Origin of the sequence: Anabaena sp. PCC 7108 (assembly GCF_000332135.1) — a bacterium.
In the GTDB taxonomy this organism is placed as follows: Bacteria; Cyanobacteriota; Cyanobacteriia; order Cyanobacteriales; family Nostocaceae; genus Anabaena.
In genome coordinates this window covers 653,559-677,520 of sequence record NZ_KB235896.1, presented here as the reverse complement: position 1 = coordinate 677,520, position 23,962 = coordinate 653,559, and the positions used below count along the sequence as shown (strand labels likewise).

The window sequence follows — 23,962 nt, the reverse complement described above, 5'->3', positions numbered from 1 at the left end:
AATTAAAAATACCATGAATACTAAGTATCGGATTTGCTCAATTATACTCAGTTTATTGCTGTGGGTAATCATTCCCATGACAACATTAGTAGGTCTAACATCAACAGCATTGGCACTGGAATACAATAAAGAAATCCTCGTGGAAGCTGATTTTTCAGGACGTGATTTAACAGACTCCAGCTTTACCAAAGCTAATCTCCGTCAGAGTAATTTTAGTCATGCTAACTTGAGCGGTGTTAGCTTTTTTGCAGCGAATCTAGAGTCAGCCAACTTAGAGGGGGCTAATCTTACAAATGCTACCCTTGATTCTGCGCGTCTGATTAAAGCAAATTTAACTAATGCAGTTTTAGAAGGTGCATTTGCAGCCAGTGCCAGATTTGATGGTGCTATAGTTGACGGAGCGGATTTTACTGATGTACTGCTGCGTTCAGATGAGCAAAAAAAATTGTGTAAGATTGCCAAAGGCACTAATCCCGTTACAGGTAGGGATACGCGGGACACGTTATTTTGCCCCTAGTTGCTCAGTTATAATCAGGTGATAAATACTTCATTACTAAAGCTCAGTAATCAGTAATTGCTCTGTTGCCTGTTTATTGAAGGAGAAAGCTGGATGTTAACCCTTTTGAAAATGTGCCTACAGCTTTTTAAGGCCAGGTTATCACGATACATTGTTACCTGGGTATTTACCAGTATTGTCGTGATTGAACTAGCAATTCTGGTACCTTCTTATTTTCGGAGGGAAGATGAACTATTATCCAAGTTGGAAGATGTTTCGGATGAAGTTTTTGCTTCCCTTATTTACAAAATTCAGCAAGGTGCAGATGCTTCAGAAATTCTGAGTATTACAGCTAAGAAACTCAAACCTGGATCTGTGATTCTAGGTGGAGCAGTTTATCAAGCTAATGGGAAATTAGTGGGAACATTTGGGGAAAAACCCCAGATTTCTGCAACTAATTTGGGGAAGGCCAAGGTTTTTCGGTTTCGGAGTCACGATGGAAACCGCTATGATGTTGCTTGGTCTGCCCAGATGTTAGCTGAGAAGTATATCCTGATTGTGCGTCATGATTCTTCCTCTGTACAAGCCGAGTTGTATGCTTTTTCAATCAGGGTTGCTGGACTGGTTTTAATCATCTCGATTTTTGTTACCCTAACAACAATGCTGACTCTGGGAGTAACGGTGATTAGGCCGATTTTGTTGCTGCGAGATGATTTGGTAGCTGCGGGGGAAGCGATTAGTAAAGATGGGGATGATCCGCTTTTTTCTACTTTGTCTGTGCAACGTCGGGATGAAATGAGTGAGGTGATCGAGGCATTTAGCCAAATGTTTCAACGGGTAAGACAAGAAATACGCGATCGCCAACAGGTAGAAGCTTGTCTACGGGATGAGAAGGAAAAATCTGAACGCTTGCTGCTGAATATTTTACCTGCGGAGATTGCCCAACAGTTGAAACAGGATCAAAGTGCGATCGCTCAACGATTTGATGAAGTCACTATTCTCTTTGCAGATATTGTCAATTTTACCGGACTAGCGGCGCATATCACACCTATAGAACTTGTTAATTCTCTCAATGAGATTTTTTCTAGCTTTGATAGATTAGCAGAATTTCATGGTTTAGAGAAAATCAAGACAATTGGTGATGCTTATATGGTAGTTGGTGGTTTACCTACACCCCGCTCTGATCATGCCCTTGCTGTTGCTCAAATGGCACTAGATATGCAACAGGTAATTACTCAAATTAAAACGACAACCGGTGAATCTTTTCAATTACGAATTGGGATTAATACTGGTTCTGTAGTTGCTGGGGTAATTGGTTTGAAAAAGTTTAGTTATGATTTATGGGGTGATGCAGTTAATCTAGCTAGTCGAATGGAATCTCATGGCATTGTCGGCAAAATTCAATTATCAGAAACGACTTATTCACACATTAAAGATGATTATAAATTAGAAAAACGGGGATTAATTCAGGTAAAAGGTAGAGGTGAAGTAACTACTTTTCTGTTAATTAGCAGACATAATTCGTAAACAGGTGACAGGTGACAGGTGACAGGGAACAGGGAACAGGGAACAGGGAACAGGGAACAGGGAACAGGGAACAGGGAACAGGGAACAGGGAACAGGGAACAGGGAACAGGGAACAGGGAATTTTCTCCGCGTCTCCGTGTCTCCCCATCTCCGCGTCTCCCCATCTCCCCATCTCCGCGTCCCCGTGTCCCCGCGTCCCCGCGTCTCCCCATCTCCGCGTCCCCGCGTCAGCCATAACGAACACCATTTAACCGGATACGATAATTACCAAACCCTCACTCTCATTTCCTAATCTATCCACTGCACATACTGCATAGGTTCCGGGTTGTACGGTAGCAAAGGTAGTCCCTGTAGATAAAATGCGCTGGATTGTCCAATTATTTGCAATTTGGCGATAAAGAGTCCAAGAACGCACAGGTTGATTATCAGTTGGTTGCCAATTTAATTTACCATTTTCAAATTTGATATCTTTGGGAGGAGGAGGTGGAGTGTTATTTTGCCAGGACATACTGGGAACGATAGCGGGTATGGGATAATAAGACTTAAATTGGTCAGCTATACCTTGGCGATTGTTTTTGATAGAACTCATACTAAAAAAGATATTTCCCAAAGAAAACTTTCCAGCCAAGTTGCGAGAAAGGAGAATTTGCTTTTCTATTTCTGAATTTTTCCAAACTTTCCCGTCAAGTTGTCCGATATTATTACCAGCGTAAATATGTCGTTGTTTGGTATTAGTTTCTGTCCACCATTTTAGTAAGACTTCATAACTTTGTTGTATTTGGTCAGTACGCCAATAAAGTTGGGGGGCTAAATAATCTATCCAACCTTCTTGTAACCATTTTTTGGAATCAGCATAAAGGACATTATAGGGATCTAAACCAACAATACCTGCTGGTTGTCCGGGGCGATAAATGCCAAAGGGACTAATACCAAATTTAACGTGAGACTTAGTTTTTTTAATTCCCTGAGATAAACGCAACACCATCTGATTTACGTTTTCCCGTCGCCAATTTTCTAGGCTGAGTGTGCCACCATTTGATTTATAAGCTGCGTAGGTTTTGCTATCAGGAAAAGATTGACCAGATATGGGATAAGGATAAAAATAGTCATCTAGATGAATGGCATCTAAATCGTAGCGGCTGACAACATCGATAATTACATTGTAGGCTCGATCTTGGACGATTTTTGCGCCTGGGTCCATCCATAATTGATTACCCCATTGATAAACAACTTCAGGATTTGTGACTGCTATGTGGGGACGGACATTAGAACCACTTTTGATAGTAGTTTTGGCGCGGTAGGGGTTGAACCAAGCATGAAGTTCAATATTGCGTTTATGACATTCTGCGATCGCATATTCTAAAGGATCATAAAATGGTTCTGGTGCTTTCCCCTGCGTCCCTGTAATCCATGCACTCCAAGGTTCTAACTCAGAAGAGTATAAAGCATCTCCCTCTGGTCGTACCTGCAAAACTAAGGCGTTAAAATTGAGAGATTGTAATTGTTTGATAATTTCTAATAGTTCGGCTTTCTGCTGTTCCACTGGAAGTCCTGGTTTGGAAGGCCAATCACTATTCCACACTGTTGTCACCCAAGCACCGCGAAACTCTCGGCGATGATTTAACCTAATTGTATTATTGGGTGTATTGGGATTTGTGGGGACAACGATATAGTCAGAGGTGATTTTTTCTGCTTTCCCCAGATATACCAAAGCTTGATATACCATTACCGCTACCTCAGCACGAGTAGCAGCCATTTGCGGGTTCAGTATTTTAATATTGGGATAATTAGCCACCCAACCGACACGAGTTGCGATCGCCACCTGATTGATAGCATAACTAGAAATAACGGGCGCATCTTGATAGATTTGTGGTAACTTACTCACTAAGTCAGGTGCTACCTGAGCAGCAATCTCCAACCCGTTGACCATAGAGACTAAGACATCACCCCTAGAAATAGTATCATTGGGGCGGAAAGTTTGATCAGGATAGCCCACCAGAAATCCAGTTTCATAAACTTTTTTAATGGCATTTTTAGCCCAATATGTCTCATCGACATCTTTAAAAGATAGATATTCCCGTTTTTTAGTGGGCGTAAATACAGAACCGATGATAGCCGCAAACTCACCACGAGTAACAGGATTATTAGGGCGAAAAGTCCCATCACTATATCCATTGAGAATGCGACGCTGAACTAAACCCTGAATAAATAAATACGCCCAATGATTTTGAATATCGGATAATGAGGGAGAAGTGGATACCATAGGATATTTTGCGAATGATTGATATTTTTCAATTAAGAATAATACGGTGTTTAGGTTTATGCCTTATACAGCGTGTACCAATATTAAAAGTATTTGCACTCCAATTAATAATTGGGTTAAAAAGAAGGACACCTAACTTAGGGAAACGTTGAGGAGTTTACCCCAAAGTGTAATTACGAATTACGAATTATTTTGTCCTTGTTTCTGAATCGCATCCGACAAATTTTTTGCCAAGATGATAAAATCTGAAGGCATCATTAACAGCGTCGTCGTGTTATTTTCCGCTCCAATTTCTGTTAACATTTGCAATCGTCTTAATTCTAAAGCTGCCGGATTTTCCATAATCATTTGTGCCGCTTCAGATAATTGTACCGAAGCTTCTTTTTCTGCCGCCGCCTTAATTATTCGGGCGCGTTTTTCTCTAATTGCTTCAGCTTCTTTTGCCATTGCTCGTTGCATAGCCAGCGGAATTTCTACGTCTTTAGTTTCTACACGTTCAATTAAAATACCCCAAGGACCAGTTATTTCATCGACAATTTCTTGAAGTTTTGTGTTAATCCTATCCCGGTTTTGTAAAACATCATCCAATATATTTTGCCCAACCACATTACGCAAGGTAGTTAAAGCAGTTTGATAAACTGCTAATTGGTAGTTTTCAACCTTATTAATGGCTAAAGTTGCGTTAGTAATGCGGTAGTAGAGAACAGCATTAACTTTGATGGTGACACTATCAGCAGTAACAGTTTCTTGAGGTTCAATAGTCACCGTCTTCGTGCGAATGTCTACCTGAGTTTTTTGATCAATTAAGGGTATAATCCAATATAAACCAGGACCACGAACACCCTTAATTCTACCTAGCCGAAATATAACACCACGCTGATATTCTTGGTCTAGCTTAAAACCAGCTATAAATATGATTAAAATGAAAACAATAATCAATGGTAGCATTTGTAGTTAAGCTCATTTTAAATAGTTCTATTCTAAACCTAAAATAGATACACCGAGAGAAATTTTATATATGAGATGAGGAACGTTTAATTTGTTATACCAATTCTGTATAAAGATGCGCCAAATTCAAAGAGGAACGAACCACAGAGACGCAGAGGACACAGAGAAGAAAAAGACAAGGTTATAAAATTAAGCGCAGCCTCATAAAGAAATGGTATTACTAATAGGACTAAAGCTGCGTGTCACACCAAAAATCTATTGTATGGTGTGGTTCGGCAAGCTCACCAACCACGTCAGATATCAAAAATCTGTTTATTTACTAGATTTATGCAGTCTGACGCACCCTACCAATGTGCCAGTTGCGTAAGTCCTGTAAACTACAAAAACTCCCTCTGTGTACCTCTGCGCTAACCTCAGCGTACCTCTGCGTTTTATAAACCCATAACTTGACGATAACGCCCTTCCATTTGCACTACACTTTCTGATTTTTGAGTTGTTTCCCACTGACTACGGTTAAATAATTCTTGCCGCAATTCATCAACATTAATAGTTGTAACTGCACCATTAGCAATAATTTGTTTACCATTAACCCAGGCACTATCTACAACATTGTTAGGACGACCCAAAACCAATAAACCAATAGGATCAGTCCGAGGTAATAATGATAAATTAGTCAAATCATAAAGAACTAAATCAGCTTGTTTACCTACAGTTAAAGAACCAATTTTAGCATCTATATTTAGTCCCTTTGCCCCACCTAAAGAAGCCATTTCGACAGCTTCACGGGGAGTAATCCAAAATTGATAATCAAAATCTGTAACATTGTGCAGAATCGAACCCATTTTAATAGCTTCTAACAAATCTTGAGAATCATTACTAGAAGCACCATCACAACCAAAAGTTACATTTACCCCAGATTGACGATATTTTAAAATAGGAGCAATACCACTACCTAAACGCAGATTACTTAAAGGATTATGAACGACAGTAGATTGAGTTTGGGCAAGAATATTAATATCAGCATCAGTTAACCAAACACAATGGGCTAAACTAGTACTAGCGCTCAAAAAGCCAATAGTTTGTAAATGTTCAACCGCACTACAACCATATTTTTCTTGTGCAAGCTTTTTCTGAGCCTTGGTTTCCAGTAAGTGCGAGTGACGACAAAGATTGTAACGATTACTTAACTCAATACATCCAGTAAATAGAGCATCAGTACACAACTGAATCCCCGTTGGTGCAACTAAAATAGTAATACCCTCCTCTGGACGATGAAACAACCTTACCGCTTCTTCAATAATTGCCAAAGTTGACCCAGTCGAACGAAAATAAGGCTCATGAATTTGGGAAAATTCCCCTGAAGGAATACTTGCATTCAAAGACTCATCTTGAATTAGAGGTGCAACAAAAGCCCGAATTCCGATTTCTTGATAAGCGCGAACAGATGTAGCGATAGTTTCTAATTCTTTTCCGGGAATTAACACCAAATGATCAACTACACTCGTTCCCCCAGAAAGTAAAGTTTCTACCGCCGTTCCCAAGGCGCTGAGATAAACCTGTTCCGTATCCAAAGGGGCAAACTCATACAGGTGTGCTAACCATAATTCTAACGGTAAAGGTGGAATTACTCCCCGTTGCCAATGTTCGGAAGAATGGGTGTGGGCGTTAACAAAACCAGGCAATAATAATTTATGTTCACCGTTAATTTTTGTACCAATCACATCTAAATCGGTTGCAATGGCGGAGATGATACCATTGATAACTTGAACATCTACAGTTGTGTAACCATTTGTAATAGGAATTACAGCATTTTTGATAGTAAAGTTCATTATTTTAACCTTGATTAAGTAATTGAACAGTCAACATATTTTTAAGTTACAACGTAAACAATGATATTAGGTGTTGGCATTTATGAATTTACCCGTTCGGACTTTAGGAATTGCACCAAATGCTTGGAATGTGAATCAAGATTTTGCAGATATTACTCGTCCGCAAAAAAACCCACAATTCGTTATTTTATCAACAGAAACCAAAACCCTGCGCCTAGATTTAGCAAAAACCGCCATTATCATTATTGATATGCAAAACGATTTTTGTCATCCTGATGGTTGGTTGGCGCATATCGGCGTAGATGTCACCCCAGCCAGTCAACCTATTGAACCGTTACAAAAATTATTACCACAACTACGGGCGGCCAATGTGCCTGTAATTTGGCTAAATTGGGGAAATCGTCCTGATTTATTGAATATTAGTGCGGCTTTACTCCATGTCTATAATCCCACAGGTGATGGTGTAGGATTGGGACATCCTCTGCCCAGCAATGGAGAAAAAGTACTCATGGCGGGAAGTTGGGCGGCTGCGGTAGTAGACGAACTCCAGCAGCTACCTGATGACATTAGTGTCGATAAGTATCGCATGAGTGGCTTTTGGGATACGTCCTTAGATAGTATTTTGCGGAATTTAGGAATAACGACAATATTATTTGCAGGTGTCAATGCTGACCAATGTGTTTTAACAACATTATGTGATGCCAACTTTTTAGGATATGATTGCATTTTAGTCAAAGACTGTACTGCTACAACCTCCCCTGAATATTGTTGGTTAGCTACATTATATAATGTCAACCAATGCTTTGGTTTTGTCACAGATTCAACAGCAATTTCTACAACTTTGAATAACACCAGTTCTCAATAGAAAATAGAGACTGGGAAGAAGTTTTCACCCATAACAAAATCTAAAATCTAAAATCTAAAATTGAACTATGCAAGCTACTTGTTGTGTGATTCCGGTTATTAAATCTCCCAAAGATTATCAAGCATACCGCATCAGCCCCCGTGACTCTAATCGATTAGCAATTATCTTTGATTCCACAACTGCTAATACTTCTTTAACCTGTTGTATAGAAATATTTGATGTCGGTGGACAAACGCCAGCAAATCGTCATCAATGGGCATTAGAAATGTTTTTTATTCTCAAAGGAGAAGGAGTTGCTATTTGTGACGGTAAAACAGTAGCAATCAAATCTGGAGACAGTTTATTAGTACCGCCTACAGGCACGCATTTGATTAAAAATACGGGTGCAAATCGTCTTTATACACTGACAATTATGGTTCCCAATGAAGATTTTTCAGAACTAATTCGCAGTGGTATTCCCGTAGAATTAGATGCAGAAGATATGGCTGTTTTGGGGAGAGTAGATCCTTTTAAATTTGTTTAGGTCAGAGAATGGACTAGAAGTCACAGCTACACAAATATAACCAATATCTACGAGTTTAAAATCATCCCCAAATCAACCAAAATAAATATGAAACTTCGTCAAATTTTATATGGAATGAGTAGTTTAAGTAGAGTAACGTAAATAATTAAAGGTTTGTAGTGAGGTATTCATCCCTACATTCCGGTCTGAAAACTTCACTAAGAACTAATTTCAAAAACAGAAAGACAATATTCAGGTTATACCAATTTCATATAAAGATACATAAAAAGAACCCCTCCCTAACCCCGCAAGCGAGGAGGGAACCGGATTTTTGTGGTCTAGGGAGTGTCAAAATAATATGCAGCCTCACAAATAATTGGTATTACAAACCAACAGCTGATCCGAAGTTGAAATTTGAGGGAGGACTGGTAATTTCTGTACCAGGTTTACATAAACACATTGCCAAAATTGATAGAACAGTACATTGAACGATTTGTTTCAAATCGTGCTTTAGGGTTTTGGAATGTTGGTGTTTACTTTCTAGCTCAAAACTCAGACATTGTTCAACGGGGTGGAAAATTCCTAAAAGCACTGCTGAGTGAAGGAAAAAGTGGACTTGAGCCTATTCGGATTCATAAGAACATAGAAGACGTATCAAAACAAGATGGCAGCCAGAGTGAATCCGGTATTCTTAATATGCTAAGAAAATTTGAGCAACCCCGTCTAGCAATATTTAATCAACAAGACCCTCAATTAAATTTTAATCATCCTCTTGGTTCTGTTTTCAATGGTTTAACGACCCCTCTCACTACTGAAGAGTTGAGTATGTTTATAAACCTACCCAGTCAGAATTATTTGAAGTAAGAAGAAGTAATAATCATAAACTTAACATAATTTAGAGCATATTCCCAAGATTTTAGAACTTGTTACGACATACTTTACAACTAGCCAACGCCATTCGCTTGGGTGACAATGCTCAAGCATTAGAATTTATTGAAGGCTTAATTAACTCTAACGAACCAGCTTTAAAAATTACCGCTACCCTGACTACAACCTTTCGCACTTGGCTAACAGTCAAACAGATGATCATCACTGGATGTCAAGATGACAATGCAATATCCCAACTTGCAGACGTGAAAAATTCCAAACGCTTGTATTACATCCGCCAAGAGGTTGCTAATTGTTGTGTAAACAAGCTGAAAAATAATTTGAAAATGCTGTTGGAACTAGAACTAATGCTGAAATTTGGTGTAAATGAAAAACTCGCCTTGCAAACTCAAATTATCAAACTTTGCTCGTAGTTACTATTTATTTCAAATGCAATATACACCGCTGAAATCGGTTTATTTTTACCTCAATATTACTCCTAGATGAATCCAATTGAATTGGAGTGGCAGCATTTGAAAAAAGATGAGCTATCGGGACAGATGCTTAAAGGCAAAGAATATCTTGCTTATGCGGTAATAAATGGGGTGAAGACTAGGGGAGAAAGAAAAAAACATAGTACAGAACATATTAAATTTAACAATTAGTAATCTTGTTAACTTTCCGTCACATAGTTATAAATTTCCTCACCGACCTACTTAAATTTATAGTCAATTTTATAGTCAATATTGCTAACCTAGAAAGGAAACCCCCTAAAGACTGATTTACCATGATGCGATCGCTCTTATGATTTCTAGGATTTGAGAATTTAGTAGATGATTGTTTAGGAATAGATTCACATGAGCCAAAAACCTAATAAAGTTTTGAAACAATCAGGAGTTATTCCCTATCGTGTCAGAGATGGAAAAGTTGAAATTTTATTGATTACCACTCGTAAAGGTCAAAGTTGGGTAATTCCTAAAGGGGGAGTTTGTAAGGGAATGAGTCCTTATGATTCAGCTGCTAAAGAAGCATGGGAAGAAGCAGGAGTAGTTGGCCAGGTCAATAATGAGAAAATCGGTGCGTATGAATATCGTAAAAGGGGTAATATCTATCGAGTAAATTTATTTTTGTTACCAGTGGAGACAGTTTTAGAAGATTGGCCAGAGGCAATGCAAAGAGAAAGAATGTGGTTAGATATTAAACAAGCTGCCACACTAGTAAAGGAAACGTCTCTGAAAAGAATTTTCAAGATTTCGCAAGACCAAGGGTTAATTTAATCCTTATTTCTTGTATATGAATTATCATTATTTAGAATTGCCCCAAAATTGCCCCAGTTTTATCCGGGGCTTTTGTCGCTTTTATTACAGTTAACTTATCGTTAATTGCAAAACTGTTAAGTAATTTTAACTTTTTAGCACTCAGTCATGTTAATAAAATAACATTGTCATCCATATCTTTTACAAATGAACTTGATCAAGTTCTCAAAGACTTAAAAAAACTAGTCAAATTTTGATTTAACGTTGAATTAACTATGTCCAGTCGTCCTATCTATTTCGATTGTCACGCTACTACACCAGTTGATGAAAGGGTACTAGCCGCAATGATTCCCTATTTTACCGAAAAGTTTGGTAATGCAGCTAGTATTAGTCATGTTTACGGTTGGGAATCAGAAGCTGCTGTTCAACAAACACGGAGAATTTTAGCAAATGCCATTAATGCTAACCCCGAAGAAATTGTTTTTACAAGTGGTGCAACAGAAGCCAATAATTTAGCTATCAAAGGTGTAGCAGAAGCTTATTTCCAAAAAGGTCAACACATTGTGACTGTGGCAACAGAACATAAAGCAGTTTTAGACCCTTGTGAATATTTAAAAAGCCTTGGTTTTGGTCTGACAGTTTTACCTGTGCAAAAAGATGGATTAATTGATTTAAATCAGTTAGAAAAAGCTTTACGACATGATACAATTTTAGTATCTGTGATGGCGGCAAATAATGAAATTGGGGTTTTACAACCTTTAGCAGAAATTGGAGAAATTTGCCGTCAACGTCAAATTGTTTTTCATACAGATGCAGCCCAAGCAATTGGTAAAATTCCCTTAGATGTGGAAGAGATGAACATTGATTTAATGTCTCTCACAGCCCATAAAGTATATGGACCAAAGGGTATAGGTGCTTTATATGTTCGCAGACGCAACCCTAGAGTTAAACTTATTTCCCAACAACATGGGGGAGGACATGAACGAGGGCTGCGTTCTGGTACGTTATATACACCGCAAATAGTTGGGTTTGGTAAAGCTGTAGAAATTGCTTTGTCAGAACAAGAAACAGAAAATCAGCAATTGACAGAATTAAGATTAAGATTGTGGAAAAAGTTATCTACTATCGAAGGAATTCATTTAAATGGACATCCTCAAAAAAGATTATCAGGTAACTTAAATATTAGTATTGAGGGTGTAGATGGTGCTGCACTTTCTTTAGGTTTACAACCAATTATGGCAGTTTCTTCAGGTTCTGCTTGTTCTTCAAATAATGTTGCACCTTCCTATGTGCTGACTGCTTTAGGAAATTCGGAAAAGTTGGCTTATGCTTCGGTGCGGTTTGGGATTGGTCGATTTAATACTATGGAGGAAATTGACACCGTTGCCGAACATTTGATTTCTACTGTCAAAAGTTTAAGAACTTCCTCAGTAGTTAGTTGTTAGTTAATCTAGAACCCCGATTTCTTGACTTAAATTGAAGAGATAGGGGTTTTATTAATAAAATAACGATATAATGAATAAATAAATAATTCAGCTTTTAATCATGAACATACAACGCACAATTTACTGGAACAAGCTTACAGAGATTGAAGAACTAAAAGATTTTTTTGAAGAAGATTTTCCAAGGTTTAAAAAGCTCATAGAAGATCGCATTGAAGAGTTTGAAAAATTTTCTGATGAAGCTCTAGATAAATTTAGCAAATTGCGAGCGTTAGAAATAACTAATGGTTGCACTCAATGGGGATTTCGTCGTGGTGATCAAGAATGTTTGTCTGTAGAACAAACCCGTGAATGTATGAATCTAGTTATGGGTTTTATGAAACGGACAGAATTATATTTTCCTAGTGAGGGTCAAATTGAATTTGACGAGGAACAAAAAGCATTTATTCAAGCAGGAAGATCGCTTTACCAAGATGCTTTTAAGAAAAATATTAAAGAGTCAGAGCGTGAATACTATGCAGCATCAACAGCCCAGTTTATTGTCTATGGGCATGAACGTATGCAGCGAGCTATGACACTAGTAAAACAAGATTATGAAACTCTCTTTTCTCCTTACTACATTGAACGGGGACAAAAATATATTCTTCCCTATTTAAGAAGCTTTGAAATGTAGGGTATGTTGTCGCACAGCACAACAGATATGGAATTTTTAAAGCTGCATTAGGAAATAACAGACCACACAATTTATAGTTATTCATATAGATTAGATATCTGGATAAAAATTAAATATGTGTTTCTTCTAACCCTTGTAGAAACATTGCATGGGTAGGGATTCTCGGCTCTACAATTTTTTCCGAAGATGTCTATTGAATTCTTCTCACCAAATTACAAAAAAAAGGGAACAGGGAACTCTTAACAGGGAACAGATAAGAAACTTTAGTTCTGAGTTTAAAGCTCAGTCAAAAAAAGGATGTTTTTTGAGATGCGTAGCACCAAAAAAACAGTGTCATTATTTCAATCTCATGTTTTTAAACATGAGTTTTTCCTGTTAAGAGTTGCTTCCTGTTCCCTCTGAATTAATAAGGATCTGAGTCAAACCTTCCCCGCTTCACACTCCTGAGATAATAACCCTTTGAAGGTAATTTGTTTAAATCAAATGTCTCACCTCTAGGAACTCTCCAAATTTTATAATCGTGAAAAGTCAGCGGAGTTCCAGGTTGACAGACTTCTGGTGGATGATCTCCTAAAATAAAATATGCTGCACCTCTGCCCATAACTTTAGCAATACCGTATTTATCAACCAGTAAAGAAGTTTCTTCACTAATAGCTATACCTAATGCAGTTGCAGATACACCATCTTGAATTTGACGGGCAATAAAAACCATAATTCTACCCATTCTTTTCCGTTCATCGAAATGAGTATCAATGATGGTTTTTCGCAAATACTTCCACTGAAAAAAGTTATAGGTAAAGGTAACATTACGATAGGGATCATCAAGTACTTCTGCACTTTCAATACTATCTTCACAAGCGCAAGAATCATAAATATATTCACTTTGAATCATTGCCCCTGCACTTGTGCCACCAATAGCACCACCTTTATCGTAAACCGACTTAACAGCAACTTCTAATTTCGTGTTTTTCCAGTTGCGAATATATTCACATTGATCACCACCCGCAAAGAAAATGACACCGGCATTTCTGACTTTATCAAAAATATCGGTTCTGTTGGCTTCTTGTCTATTGCTAATAATTAAAGTTTCTACATAATTGACACCTCTCATGCGATAAATTAGCTGATTGTAATCATCGTCACCAGCAGCCCGAATCACTAAAACATTGACTTTGTGATCAGAATTACTCCCTCCTCTAACGGTGTTAATCATCCACTGGATAGCGTCATCGACATCGGGACCACCTCCACCCAAATTATGCACAGGGCCAGCTAACAGAGGTAGCTTATAACCTGTTTTAGCTGCGGGAGGACGGACATCAGTTGTGATATCTCGGAAATAGCGCTTCAGGTTTGCTGTCAAATGGTTGATGATGTGGTTTACCATTTTCAACAACATAGTTTTTGCATTCTTCCAACGCTTTGCTATATTTGGGAATGCCTTTGTCATATTAATCTTTTGGCGCAAACAGCAATTACTGCTAACTCTCTCATTAGAAAGGGTAAAATTCCCAGCGTACAGACTTTGTAGTGTTTTTTTACGCTAAAAAATGGAGAGTAATTATTAATTCTCTGCAATACTCTGGGAAAACCTCAGTTTTCCTTGGTGTTTAATTACCAATCAATTGGTGATGACTGTGCTGGGTGTAGTGAGTGAAGCGATCGCTCTCTTACCACTCTCTCATAAACCACTGCTGTTTGTTTAGCTAATTTCGGCCAACTAAAACGTCGTTCTAAATCTTCATAAGCGTTATCTACCAACCATTGTCCATAACCTGGATTTTTCAGGACTTCCAAAATTCCCCAAGCTAGGGAATCGGAGTTATTAACGCAAGTGGTAATTCCCGTTTTTGTATGCTGTACTACTTCAGGAAAACCACCTATATCTGAAACTACTACAGGGACTCTAGAAGCAAAACTTTCTAACGCAACAATACCAAAGGGTTCATAAAGACTAGGAAAAACTGCACAGTCAGCTATGGTTTGGAATTTATCTAAGTAATCATCAGATAGAAAACCTGTAAAATAGCATTTGTCCCAAATTCCTAAATCCCAAGCTTGGCTTTTTAAATGGTCGGTATTACCACCACCAACGATCACAAATTTAACGTAACCTCCCATTTCCCAAAGTACCTTAGGCGCAGCATTAAGTAATACGGGTACACCTTTTTCATAGGTCATGCGACCCAAATAATAAACGATTTTTTCATGATCATCGGCAAATTGGCGACGAAAATCTAAGGCATGAAAATCTTCGTGGTGTTGTTTTTTTTCTGGTCGAATACCGTTATAAATAACATCAATTTTGTTGCTAGGACTATGTAGTACTCTTTGTACTTCTAATCGCATATATTCGGTACAAACAATAATACGCCAAGCGTTATAAGCCAAGGAATTTTCTTTATCGTTAATGTAGCGTTGAGTTTCATTGTGAATACCGTTATAGCGCCCGTATTCAGTCGCATGGATAGTAGCGATGAGGGGAATTTTAAAGGTATGCTTGAGAGCGATTGCCGCATCTCCAACTAACCAATCATGGGCATGGATAATATCAAATCCGCCTTCTTCCATGATCAACTTACCACCGTGATGTCCCATGCTTTCGTTTAAATTAACTACCCAGTGGAAAAAGTCATTACCTTGGGACACAGGTAATCGATGTACATGAATTCCTTCAACTACCTCATACAACGATGCTTGTGTAACTTCAGGTGTAATCAGGTGAATTTCATGCCCTAGTTTTACCAGTTCTGGATATAATTCTGCTACATGACGGGCAATACCTCCCACTATCCTGGGCGGAAATTCCCAACTCAGTACTAGTATCTTCATTTACGCAACTCCCCGACGATTTACAAAAATCTCAAAAACTATTCAAAAACTATATTTATCTCAAAAGATAGGTCTAGCAATTACCATGAGGATGATGACTAAATTTTTTAATTTTTTAATAGTTTTTTTCATAAAGCTTATCAGAGTTGTCAAACTTAGGGAACTATTTCAGATATGGGATTTTAAAATCCCCAAAGACTGTAATGCTTTTGCAATACCCCTCGGTTAAGGCGAAAAAACGAAAATACGTAGGGCTGGCTGAATAAAGCTAGAACCTATTCCAAATCAGGGTTTCAAGTCTTGTTGGCAAAATTAAGTATAAGGTATAATATTATAGCATACAGAAATCCATGCGATCGCTTCAAAGTCGCTGGCATCTGCCCAAAAATGAATTTCCCGGCTAATAGTTAAAGTTTATTAAAGCATACTGAGTATTGTTGAGGCTATTTAGTCATTTTTAGATGACTTTTATTGTTTCCATAGTTGCGGAAATTTGATGATTAGAAAATCAAAATTTATTGTTACTACTGACTAAGGTTTAATTATTTGAATACCTTAACCTCTTAAAAAATTGTTTTGATAAAGCGCTTACTTGGGGCAGAAACCGAACCCATACTTGATCAATATGGGGAGGTAGGTTTAGTCGGTCTAATACTGGCAACTTTTATTGCCAGTCTGGCAAGGTAAGCTCATAGACATTTGGTAAAGTATGAACTTGACAATTCCGTTCACCCTATGGATAAAACGTCTATGAGCTATAGCGAAGTTAACAAAATTATTGCTCAAATACTGGAGGTTAAGTTTCAGTATGAAGCAAACTTACAGACAGGAACTCCATCAGGTAATTACTTTTGGTATCGCAAGCGCAAAGAAGTTGCTGACCTGATTAGTAAGAACATTCAATTATTGTCCTCCATAAACAAAGATACACCAAGTCATAACTTTGTTGACGTTGGTTGTGGAGATGGATTAGATATTTTTCTCATCAAGCAGCTATTTGATAATTACTCAGTCAAATACCACTACTTGGGGCTAGAAGGCAGTCCTGCCAGCTATAGGATTTGTAATTTGAGAAAAGAATACTTCAATGCTGATAATATTGACTTTAAGACCGTTGATATTACTAATAGTTTACCCCTAGACGACGGCTCTGTTGACCTATTGTATTGCTCAGAAGTTATTGAACATATCCTTAATCCTACGGGCTTCTTAAAGGAACTACGTAGAGTCATCAAAACAGGAGGCTATTTCATATTGACAACTCCAAACGAACCTAACATCTTTCAAAAGAGTTATTGGCTTTCAAATGCACGTTCTAAGACTAAAGCCTTACAAAATGATTTGAGAGATAATCCCACAAAATTCTTAATTAATGGTAAAGAAGTTCCTATATATGGGCATATTTCTTGTCGTACAGATACTGAGTGGGATCAAACGCTAGGTGAAACTGGTTTTTCGCTTATTGACTATCGTAGGGGAGCTATTGTCTATGGAGGTACTCCATATCATGATCAAGACTTAATTTTAGGTCTAAAATTTCTGCTAGAGAGCTTTCTTAATATTTTACCAAAGCGTTTGACACGTTCAATTTCCAACCAAGTAGTTGCTTTATATCAGGCAACAACTTAACGAATCCTTAAATGAATTCCCTTGGGGGGAACCACAAAAAAGATACCAGCGGTGTTTTAGAACCTATCTTCCGCACCCTCAACTGTCACAATCGGTTTTTACTCTTTTTTGTGATGATATGAGGATGTATTGTATACCACATCTCAATGAATTAACGGATACATGATGTCGATAAGGCATAATTTATATCCAAAAATCAAGAGAGAATTAAGTGATAATACTATGTGACACCCCAGGGTGCGGAATGTGGGTTAGAACTATTCGTTGTGTGGCGTGGATCTGGATTTTGACGGCTGGTAGGTATCACCGTGCCAAAAAAGGTTTTTTGTATGCTAAGAAAAATTTAAGTGCCTGAAACGACGATTTTTCGTGGAAATTTGATCAAAACTAGCAGCATAATCATAGTTTTTTCACAGGGTTACCCCATCTCAGTTTCAGCCTTCGCGTACAATTTACCCGGTTTTGCATGGTGATGACTGTATAGACACAGGCGATAAGGTTGAATTTGTTACAAAAAATTTACATCGTGATAAATTTTGCGCGTACCTTGACTTTACCCCTATTACCAATCACCAATGACCAATCAACCATTACCAGCCTCAACTAGATAACTAAAAACTTGGGTGATTACAAAAATATAATTCTTCGTTACTTTTTCCACCACAGATACAGATTTGAAAAGCAGGGTTTTTCCCTGCCTTAGTAATCTTATTTTTGATCTAAACGCAGTACAGCCATAAATGCTTCCTGTGGTACATCCACCGTACCTACCGCTTTCATCCGCTTTTTACCCTTAGCTTGTTTCTGCAAGAGTTTTTTCTTACGGCTAATATCACCACCGTAGCATTTAGCTAGTACGTCTTTCCTAATGGCGGGAATGTGTTCACTGGCAATGACTTTACTACCAATAGATGCTTGAATGGGGACTTTGAATTGATGACGAGGAATGAGTTCTTTCAGCTTTTCCGCCATTGCTCTACCCACATTGTAGGCTTTATCCCGATGCACAATCATCGCTAAGGAATCTACTGGTTCACCGTTAATCATGATATCCAACTTCACCAAATGATCCTCTCGGTAGCCAATCAGATGATATTCCATACTGGCATAACCGCGAGAGCGAGACTTCATTTGGTCAAAAAAGTCTGTAACTACTTCTGCCAAAGGTAGCTCATAAGTGAGTGTAGTCCGTCCTTGGGTGAGATATTTCATATCTTTGAAGATACCCCGACGATTTTGCGACAACTCCATTAAAGCGCCAACGTAAGTTTCTGGGGTAATCATTTCTACTTTGACGTAGGGTTCTTCTATTTTTTGGCGTTCATTAGGTTCAGGTAAACGACTAGGATTATCAATGTACACTTCCTCACCTTTAATGGTGATCACCTTATAAACCACTGAAGGGGCTGTGATAATTAAATCTAGGTTATACTCACGCTCTAGGCGTTCTTGGACAATTTCCATGTGCAGCAAACCTAAGAACCCACAACGAAAGCCAAACCCCATAGCGCTAGAAGTTTCTGGTTCATAATGCAGTGCAGCATCGTTGAGTTCGAGTTTTTCTAAAGCTTCTCGCAAATCCTTAAATTGATCAGCATCAATGGGGAACATTCCACAGAAAACCATTGGGTTGGCTTCGGTGTAACCAGGTAAAGCTTCTGTGGCTTTGGCTTTAGCTAGGGTAATGGTGTCTCCTACCCGTGCGTCAGCTACAGCCCTAATTGATGCGGCTAAATAACCCACTTCCCCAGCGTGTAGTTCTTCTACTTGGGTTTGGGTAGGACAAAGCACGCCTATCTCATCAATATCGTATTCTTTCTCAGATGCCATCAAGTAAATGCGATCGCCCTTTCTCAAACTACCATCCATGACTCGGAAGTAGACAATTACACCCCGGTAACTATCATAGTAACTGTCAAAAATCAAAGCCCGTAAGGGTTCACCAATTTTATCTGGTGCTGGTGGTATGCGCTCAACGATAGCCTCTAAAATTTCTGGAACACCAATTCCCTCTTTAGCCGAAGCCAAAATTGCCCCACTGCAATCTAAACCAATAATTTCTTCAATTTCGCCAATTACCCTCTCAGGTTCTGCCCCTGGCAAGTCGATTTTATTCAAAACTGGGATAATTTCTAGATTATGCTCCAGTGCCAAATACACATTTGCCAAAGTTTGTGCTTCTACACCTTGGGAGGCATCTACTACTAACAAAGCACCTTCACAAGCAGCCAGAGAACGCGAAACTTCATAGGAAAAGTCTACGTGTCCAGGAGTATCAATTAAATTTAAAACATACTGCTGGCCATCTTGAGCAGTGTAGTTCATCCGGGCAGCTTGCAGCTTAATTGTAATGCCGCGCTCCCGTTCCAGATCCATGTTGTCGAGAAACTGTTCCTTCATCTGTCGATTTTCTACAGTTCCAGTAGCTTGTAGAAGGCGATCAGCGAGAGTAGATTTCCCGTGGTCAATGTGAGCAATAATACAAAAATTGCGAATGCGAACTGCGGGAACGTCAGTCATATACTATCTTTGCTTCAGCAGCAACCAAAAGTGAAAGTTATTTACTTAATGTATTTTAATGCTTTCTTTGGTAATGGGTAATTGGTAATGGGTAATTGGTAATTGGTGATTGGTGATTGGTGATTGGTGATTGGTGATTGGTGATTGGTGATTGGTGATTGGTGATTGGTGATTGGTGATTGGTGATTGGTGATTGGTGATTCCTCCCCATCTCCCCATCTCCCCATCTCCCCATCCTCACAAGGGTAGGTGAATTTTTAAGGATATTATGAAACTCTATTGATAGCTGCTGGAATTAATCAACTGGGAGCTTACAATAAAATAAATTAAGTACACTTAGGGATAAAAGGTAATTACCCTTGGCAATTACCTGCAACTACTGATTTACTAACAAAACTTCTAGAGAGGGGAGCTACTGTCTAGCGAGTTATAAGAAAATTGCCACTTAAAACCTGACGCTGTTATTTTGGTACTATTTCGGGTAACTATGTAACTGTACTTTTTATTTCCATGTTCGTGCAGTGAAATAGCCTGAATCATGAATATAACTGCTTGACACAGCTTTGGACAAAACCATTTCAGAGCATCTAAACCCATGAATATGCAAGAAAGACCTACCGATGCGGAAAACAGTCACCCCGATAAGGTAGAAATAGCCGTTCGTCTAGACTCCGAGTTAATAAAACAAATTCAGCATCTTACCAATGACCCAAGTAAGGTGATTGAGGTGGCAATCCGCCAATGGTTGCGCGGTGATGTACCTAGAGATGATGAGCTAACACGTACCCCTGTGCGGACACCAGTTCCTCCTCGCGGGGAATGGAACGATTGAAATTAGAGATCAATCACCAGAAGGCAGGAGGCAGGAGGCAGAAGGCAGAAGGCAGGGTGCAGGAGGTAATTATTTCTCCGCGTCCCCCCGTCTCTTTATCTCCGCGTCACCGCGTCGCCCATCTCCCCAATCCCCCTAATGATAAGAAATGTAAATTTTAAGGTGCTAGATTCCAGAAAAGTCAAAAATACACAATCGAAAATGTAAAAGCTGTAAAAGTTTATGCCAAAATTTAAGCAGCTTTAGTACAACTACGGTGGAAAGCAATTTGTCTATCCAACTCGATTAATGACTATTACTGCAAATACCCAATTGCCGAATTTATTTTCTCAGAATCGGGAATCTATTCCCCGCACTACGAATGGCGCATTACTAACTCTCGGATCTGAGTTGGTATATACGCAAGATCGGTCTGGGCGCTATCTGACATTTGATTGGCAGCATAGCGAACTCCTAGATTTAAAGACTGAGAAAAGAATTGATACGCTCAATGAGAGTGAAAACTTTACTCCGGTGGATAAAGTTGCTTATCTGGAACGATTACACCGGATTTTAACAAGCTTAGTACCAGAAAGAGTTCAGTGCTGGTTTAAATGCAGTCAGGAGTTATTAGAGTTGGAGTTGACAATCACTCCGATGATGCCGCGATTGGGTCAAACCGCGACTACAGTTTTGGTGATGGGTAGGTTGTTGCAAGCTACAGCCAAGGCTCAAGAAGTGAATCAGGCTTCTATTTCGCCTTCACAACAAGAACCGGCTTTGCCTTCGCCTAGTGTGCCACAGGCATCGCCGCAACACCAAAAATTATTAAATAAAATCACCAGAAATATCCGCCGAACACTTGATCTAGATGTTATTTGGCAGCAAACAGTTGATACTTTAGGAAAAGTACTCAAGCTAGAGCGCTGTATTATCTGTCCTTATCAGCTTTCTAGCTCAAAAGTTCAGGTAATAGCTGAGTATCACCAACCAGATTTAGATCCTATGCTTGGCTCAGAAATAGATATATCCTCTGAGCCTGCTTTTACTCAGGCTTTAACTACTCTGGAACCAATGGTGATAGAGATGCCTGTGCAGATAAGTTCTGGTCCGCAAAAATTTTTGTTGGTTGCTACTAGTTATCAAGACCAAGCAAATGGGTTAGTTGCTCTCAGCTTAAATGATGAATGCTATCTGTTAACAGAAACAGAACGAGAATTAACTAAAGAACTGGCAGATCAACTGGGAACTGCGATCGCACACGCTACTTTATATAAAGAACTAGAAGCAGCACGGCAAAAGGCTGAAGAAGCTTCCCGCTTAAAAAGCGAATTTCTGGCTAATGTATCCCATGAAATTCGGACACCCCTGAATGGCATGATTGGCTTTTTGAAGCTGATTTTAGAAGGGATGGCAGATGATCCCGAAGAACAAAATCAGTTTTTGACAGAAGCTCACCAATTATCACTACATCTACTGAATATTCTCAATGATATTTTAGACATTGCCAAAATCGAAGCTGGCAAAATGGAGTTAGATTGCGCTCCAGTTAAGCTAAATGAGCTATTTAGTGATGTAGAAAGCTTTACGCGTCCCCAAGCTGAGATGAGAAACCTGAGCCTCCAGATGCAAATGCCTATCACCTCCGATGAAATCATCGTCCAAGGCAACTATCAAAGATTGTTACAAGTTATGCTCAATTTGGTAGGGAATGCCATTAAATTTACTCACGAAGGTGGTGTCACGATTAGTGCCGATTTAGTCCTGAAAAAAAGCAAAGGCAAACTGCAACCACAGGCATTACCTGGCATTGTCAAAGTACGAGTCGCAGATACTGGCATTGGTGTTTCCCTAGATAAGCAAGATAAACTGTTTCAATTATTTTCCCAGGTGGATGGTTCCCGCACTCGTCATTATGGTGGCACAGGTTTAGGACTAACCATATCCCAAAAGCTTATAGAGGCAATGGGGGGTGAAGTTCATTTCTACAGTTTAGGCGAAGGACTTGGCTCAACTGTCACCTTTACAGTCCCACTTTATCAACAACCAGTGCTGTGTTCCCCTAGCGAATGTGAGATAGAAACTCTAAATTGAACTACCCAGACTACACTAGATAAAAGTGAAGTCAAAGTGCTTGTATGACAGTTCAGACAACCGCAGGCGTTTTATTCCAAACAGCTTACGAAAGTCGTTACACTTGGGACGATAACTTTCCTGGCTACAGTGCAGATGTACAACTGCTACAGGGAAGTGAAGTTTACACTGGCAAAATTCACATTAACCGCGACTTAGACGTAGAAGTTACAGGCGTTGCAGATCAACAAATAGAAGAAGGTATCTATATCCAGTTGCAGGAAACAGTCACACGCTGCAAACCCTATAATTTCCAACAGTCTCACCATCAGCATGAGTTTACTTTGGGACAAACCGATGAAACAGACTCAGTTACAGTTCTCGTAAAAGGTGAATCTATAGATTCTCAGTATAAAATCCGCGATCGCAAAATTTGTCAAGAAAATCGAGTTATGGGTCGCATGGCTTTGGTCATTAATACTTGGGACTATTTCGATACAGGTTCTGGTTACATTGCCAGTCACTATGATGTGGTTTTTTGTAACTCCAAAACCAATGAAGTTAACAGCGTTCTCAAGTTTACAGACACCTATCAAAAATTTGGCGACTATTACATCATGACTAATCAGGTTGTAGAAGAGCATGAAAATGTTGTTAGTCAAGTTGCTGACTCTATTACTGAGTTCACATACTCTAATATCAAGCTGTTATAGCAGGTAACAGAGCTAAAAGTCTTTTGGTGTCTAAGTTTTATCGAAGGCAGGAGTTAGGGGGCAGCTTTGCTGGGGGGAAACTGACCCTTAACGTAAGCTGGGACAAAAGATAGCCAGGGTTTAAGACCTCCACTGAAAAGAGTTCAGTGGCTTCAAATCAGGAGGGGTCGAATCCCCTTTGATTTGATCCTCCTGCCTCCTGCCTTCGACCTTCTGCCTCCTGAAACGTCATCAAAAACAGATAACCCACAATATAGTGGCAATTGGGTCTAGGATCGATTTGAATCAGCAAAAGCCAAAAAATTTGGATATTTTGGGGAATGGGTAAAATTCCTAAAATCCAATTTTCACACCCATCGTTAACTTAACAGGTCTAAAACTATGGCAACTATGGAACTGACAACTGAAAACGTTGAAACTGTATTAGATGAAATGCGCCCTTATCTGATGTCTGATGGCGGTAATGTGGAACTCGTTGAACTGGATGGCCCCATTGTGAAACTGCGGTTGCAAGGTGCTTGCGGTTCTTGTCCTAGTTCCGCAATGACTCTGAGAATGGGTATTGAACGCCGTCTCAAGGAAATGATTCCCGAAATTTCGGAAATCGAACAAGTTATCTAGGGACTGGGGAGATGGGAAGATAGGGAGATGGGGAGATGGGGAGATGGGGAGATGGGAAGAGAATTTCCCTATCTACCCTGCCTTTGAGCCTCCTT

Annotated in this window: 22 protein-coding genes; 15 read left to right on the top strand and 7 right to left on the bottom strand. The window is 39.1% G+C overall.

The genetic code is table 11. The features are described from left to right. The first annotated feature begins 13 nt into the window (after window positions 1-13). A complete protein-coding gene (locus tag ANA7108_RS0103800) occupies window positions 14-517 on the top strand; it encodes a pentapeptide repeat-containing protein (RefSeq protein WP_016949440.1) in 504 nt (167 codons plus the stop codon). 93 nt (window positions 518-610) lie between these two features. After that, window positions 611-2,023 carry an adenylate/guanylate cyclase domain-containing protein gene (locus ANA7108_RS0103795; RefSeq protein ID WP_016949439.1) on the top strand — a complete coding sequence of 471 codons (1,413 nt, stop codon included), beginning with the start codon at window positions 611-613 and terminating at the stop codon, window positions 2,021-2,023. A gap of 247 nt (window positions 2,024-2,270) precedes the next feature. Here the strand turns inward: ANA7108_RS0103795 and ANA7108_RS0103790 are convergent, their stop codons facing one another. The 3 genes from ANA7108_RS0103790 to ANA7108_RS0103780 form a co-directional block, all read right to left on the bottom strand. Then, on the bottom strand, window positions 2,271-4,286 hold the full coding sequence (locus ANA7108_RS0103790; protein ID WP_016949438.1) for a family 10 glycosylhydrolase: 2,016 nt from the start codon (window positions 4,284-4,286) through the stop codon (window positions 2,271-2,273). A 180-nt stretch (window positions 4,287-4,466) separates the two neighbouring features. Further along, a complete protein-coding gene (locus ANA7108_RS0103785) occupies window positions 4,467-5,234 on the bottom strand; it encodes a slipin family protein (protein WP_016949437.1) in 768 nt (255 codons plus the stop codon). Between the two features lie 431 nt (window positions 5,235-5,665). After that, entirely contained in the window at window positions 5,666-7,063 is a 1,398-nt protein-coding gene (locus tag ANA7108_RS0103780; protein ID WP_016949436.1) for an amidohydrolase, read from the bottom strand. 82 nt (window positions 7,064-7,145) lie between these two features. Between ANA7108_RS0103780 and ANA7108_RS0103775 the strand changes: the two genes are divergently transcribed. The 8 genes from ANA7108_RS0103775 to ANA7108_RS0103740 all read left to right on the top strand — a co-directional run bounded on the left by ANA7108_RS0103775 (window position 7,146) and on the right by ANA7108_RS0103740 (window position 12,668). Then, window positions 7,146-7,928: a cysteine hydrolase family protein gene (locus tag ANA7108_RS0103775; protein ID WP_016949435.1), complete on the top strand. Its 783-nt coding sequence runs from the start codon at window positions 7,146-7,148 to the stop codon at window positions 7,926-7,928. Window positions 7,929-7,995: 67 nt separating this feature from the next. Continuing rightward, on the top strand, window positions 7,996-8,451 hold the full coding sequence (locus tag ANA7108_RS0103770; RefSeq protein WP_016949434.1) for a cupin domain-containing protein: 456 nt from the start codon (window positions 7,996-7,998) through the stop codon (window positions 8,449-8,451). A 447-nt stretch (window positions 8,452-8,898) separates the two neighbouring features. Continuing rightward, window positions 8,899-9,294, top strand: a complete 396-nt coding sequence (locus tag ANA7108_RS0103765) for a hypothetical protein (RefSeq protein ID WP_237741476.1) — start codon at window positions 8,899-8,901, stop codon at window positions 9,292-9,294. A gap of 59 nt (window positions 9,295-9,353) precedes the next feature. Then, window positions 9,354-9,731 (top strand): hypothetical protein, encoded by a 378-nt coding sequence (locus ANA7108_RS26725; protein WP_016949432.1) that lies wholly within the window; start codon window positions 9,354-9,356, stop codon window positions 9,729-9,731. A 69-nt stretch (window positions 9,732-9,800) separates the two neighbouring features. Then, window positions 9,801-9,962 (top strand): hypothetical protein, encoded by a 162-nt coding sequence (locus ANA7108_RS30070; RefSeq protein WP_016949431.1) that lies wholly within the window; start codon window positions 9,801-9,803, stop codon window positions 9,960-9,962. Between the two features lie 192 nt (window positions 9,963-10,154). Further along, window positions 10,155-10,574 carry an NUDIX hydrolase gene (locus tag ANA7108_RS0103750; RefSeq protein WP_016949430.1) on the top strand — a complete coding sequence of 140 codons (420 nt, stop codon included), beginning with the start codon at window positions 10,155-10,157 and terminating at the stop codon, window positions 10,572-10,574. A gap of 254 nt (window positions 10,575-10,828) precedes the next feature. Continuing rightward, window positions 10,829-11,998: an IscS subfamily cysteine desulfurase gene (locus tag ANA7108_RS0103745; RefSeq protein ID WP_016949429.1), complete on the top strand. Its 1,170-nt coding sequence runs from the start codon at window positions 10,829-10,831 to the stop codon at window positions 11,996-11,998. Between the two features lie 100 nt (window positions 11,999-12,098). Beyond that, a complete protein-coding gene (locus tag ANA7108_RS0103740; protein ID WP_016949428.1) occupies window positions 12,099-12,668 on the top strand; it encodes a hypothetical protein in 570 nt (189 codons plus the stop codon). A 403-nt stretch (window positions 12,669-13,071) separates the two neighbouring features. On the opposite strand, the gene ANA7108_RS0103735 is transcribed toward ANA7108_RS0103740, so the two are convergent. Continuing rightward, the gene (locus ANA7108_RS0103735; RefSeq protein WP_016949427.1) at window positions 13,072-14,118 is read right to left on the bottom strand and encodes a cyanophycinase; all 1,047 of its coding nucleotides are present in this window, start codon (window positions 14,116-14,118) and stop codon (window positions 13,072-13,074) included. A 164-nt stretch (window positions 14,119-14,282) separates the two neighbouring features. Next, entirely contained in the window at window positions 14,283-15,500 is a 1,218-nt protein-coding gene (locus ANA7108_RS0103730) for a glycosyltransferase family 4 protein (RefSeq protein WP_016949426.1), read from the bottom strand. Between the two features lie 735 nt (window positions 15,501-16,235). Between ANA7108_RS0103730 and ANA7108_RS0103720 the strand changes: the two genes are divergently transcribed. Next, window positions 16,236-17,129, top strand: coding sequence for a bifunctional 2-polyprenyl-6-hydroxyphenol methylase/3-demethylubiquinol 3-O-methyltransferase UbiG (locus tag ANA7108_RS0103720; RefSeq protein ID WP_016949424.1), 894 nt, complete (start codon window positions 16,236-16,238; stop codon window positions 17,127-17,129). A gap of 708 nt (window positions 17,130-17,837) precedes the next feature. Here the strand turns inward: ANA7108_RS0103720 and lepA are convergent. Together lepA and ANA7108_RS30065 are read right to left on the bottom strand one after the other, a co-directional pair. Then, window positions 17,838-19,649 carry a translation elongation factor 4 gene (gene lepA, locus ANA7108_RS0103715; protein WP_016949423.1) on the bottom strand — a complete coding sequence of 604 codons (1,812 nt, stop codon included), beginning with the start codon at window positions 19,647-19,649 and terminating at the stop codon, window positions 17,838-17,840. A gap of 45 nt (window positions 19,650-19,694) precedes the next feature. Further along, window positions 19,695-19,868 carry a hypothetical protein gene (locus tag ANA7108_RS30065; protein WP_016949422.1) on the bottom strand — a complete coding sequence of 58 codons (174 nt, stop codon included), beginning with the start codon at window positions 19,866-19,868 and terminating at the stop codon, window positions 19,695-19,697. 376 nt (window positions 19,869-20,244) lie between these two features. On the opposite strand from ANA7108_RS30065, the gene ANA7108_RS0103705 reads away from it, so the two are divergent. The 4 genes from ANA7108_RS0103705 to ANA7108_RS0103690 all read left to right on the top strand — a co-directional run bounded on the left by ANA7108_RS0103705 (window position 20,245) and on the right by ANA7108_RS0103690 (window position 23,867). Next, entirely contained in the window at window positions 20,245-20,481 is a 237-nt protein-coding gene (locus ANA7108_RS0103705) for a hypothetical protein (RefSeq protein ID WP_016949421.1), read from the top strand. 288 nt (window positions 20,482-20,769) lie between these two features. Then, complete coding sequence (locus tag ANA7108_RS0103700) at window positions 20,770-22,554, top strand: cell wall metabolism sensor histidine kinase WalK (RefSeq protein ID WP_016949420.1); 1,785 nt, start codon at window positions 20,770-20,772, stop codon at window positions 22,552-22,554. A gap of 44 nt (window positions 22,555-22,598) precedes the next feature. Then, window positions 22,599-23,246: a DUF3386 domain-containing protein gene (locus ANA7108_RS0103695; RefSeq protein ID WP_016949419.1), complete on the top strand. Its 648-nt coding sequence runs from the start codon at window positions 22,599-22,601 to the stop codon at window positions 23,244-23,246. Between the two features lie 390 nt (window positions 23,247-23,636). Beyond that, window positions 23,637-23,867 carry a NifU family protein gene (locus tag ANA7108_RS0103690; RefSeq protein ID WP_026103970.1) on the top strand — a complete coding sequence of 77 codons (231 nt, stop codon included), beginning with the start codon at window positions 23,637-23,639 and terminating at the stop codon, window positions 23,865-23,867. Window positions 23,868-23,962 lie beyond the last annotated feature (95 nt).